The organism is Mycobacterium sp. E787 (assembly GCF_001668725.1).
Classification (GTDB): Bacteria; Actinomycetota; Actinomycetes; order Mycobacteriales; family Mycobacteriaceae; genus Mycobacterium.
The window spans coordinates 1-1564 of sequence record NZ_LZKL01000086.1 but is presented as its reverse complement, the minus strand read 5'-3'; the positions used below and the strand labels follow the sequence as shown (position 1 = coordinate 1564).

Genomic DNA, 1564 nt, shown 5'->3' with positions numbered 1-1564 from the left:
CGCCCTCCTGATCGAGGATGCTGCGCAGGCAGCGCTCGATCGTGCCGGCGTTGTTGTACATCGGCACGCACACGGAGACCAGCGGGGTTGCAGGCGGCCCGTGAGCCTGGTCGGGATTCACCGATACCGCGCCCTCGGCAGCGCTCTCAGAGGGCGGCAATACCCTGCGTCAGCAGTATGAGGCCGGTACCGCCGAGGCTGACTTGGGTGATTTGGCGACGGTAAGTGTGTAACCAGTGCTGGATCCGCAGCATCAGCGCCTGGGTCTGTTCCGGCTTCACCAGATAGGCAACCAGGGGTATCTCGATCACAGCGAGCACCATGAGGATGAACAAGATGAAGGCAACGAACTGCGTAGCGACGGCAGCTCCCGAGGCCATGATGATGGCCAGCAGAACTACACCCTCGTAAGGTGGAAATGACGATCCGAGGCCAACCACAAAAGCCGGCCAGACAACGTCGCAGTTGAGCATGTCATGGGTGATGGCACCCAACCGCTGGAATATGCTGCGTGGACGCTCCTCCACCAGCATGGTCGTACCACCGTCGCCCGCGGTCACCGATGACGTGGGTACCTGCGCCGCCGCCTTTGCGCGGGCTGTCATGAACGCTAGAACCACCAGCGCAAACAGGCCCAGGGTGATCTGAAGGCGTGCGCCTTCGAAGATGACAATCGCAGACCTGACCTGCGAAATTGCGTCGGCAACGTTACGGATGGCCACCAGCGCCACGTCCCGCATCAGCAGCAGCACTGCAACCGCAATGCTGACGCCCGTGACCATGCCACCCAGCCAGAACGCGAACAGGTTCAGCATTGGTCGCCGGCGCGTCAATAAGACCACGGCCATCCCTAGCCGGATGGGGTCAATCGCCATCCCGAACCCGGCGATCAGCAGTATCGTCCACATCAGTTGGAACGCTACCTTGCCGGACCGTATCTCGTGGCGTAACTGGCGAATTCGTTCGTTCGGCGTATGGCTTTTTGTGGGTCCGAACAACGATGTCGCCGCGACGCGAGGCGCGGGTTGCAGTTGAAGCGAGCGGCCAACCCGTCTTGGGGTGTCGGATAGCCCGCTGCGCGCTACACAGGCCGCTGACCAGCGTCTCGGGCTGCCTGACGACATCCCCGACAGGTGGTAATCGTGACCAACGGCATCCGGATCCGTCATCGAAGGATATGCTCAAGCCAATTTCGCCAGGAAAACGGGGGAGCGCTGTGCGCAATGCGACCGGGGCCTACCAGTGCGCTCTTCGTTGATGAGCCAGGCATGGTAGCCAAGCCGGCTGTCTCGGTGTGCGTCCCGATGTACAACAACGGCGCAACCATCGCCCGTTGCCTACGCAGCATCCTCGATCAGGAGGGCGTCGACTTCGAGATCGTGGTCGTCGACGACGATTCGTCCGATGACGGGCCCGCCATCGCCGCGTCGCTGCTGCGGCCGGGGGACCGGCTGGTGAAGAACCAGCCCCGCCTCGGGCTCAACGGCAACCACAACAAATGCCTGGAACTGGCCCGCGGCACCTGCGTGCAGTTCGTGCACGGCGACGACTGGCTTCTGCCCGG

General features: G+C 62.8%; 2 protein-coding genes and 1 pseudogene. 1 reads left to right on the top strand and 2 read right to left on the bottom strand.

The annotated features are described in order from the left end of the window. A pseudogene (locus tag A5705_RS27860) lies at positions 1 to 160 on the bottom strand (glycosyltransferase family 2 protein); the annotation flags it as partial. Then, positions 147 to 1169 carry a GAP family protein gene (locus A5705_RS17000; protein ID WP_231982482.1) on the bottom strand — a complete coding sequence of 341 codons (1023 nt, stop codon included), beginning with the start codon at positions 1167 to 1169 and terminating at the stop codon, positions 147 to 149. The gene A5705_RS17000 and the pseudogene A5705_RS27860, both read right to left, overlap by 14 nt. 54 nt (positions 1170 to 1223) lie before the next feature. On the opposite strand from A5705_RS17000, the gene A5705_RS16995 reads away from it, so the two are divergent. After that, a partial coding sequence (locus A5705_RS16995; RefSeq protein ID WP_369829607.1) for a glycosyltransferase family 2 protein occupies positions 1224 to 1564 on the top strand: 341 nt, incomplete at its 3' end.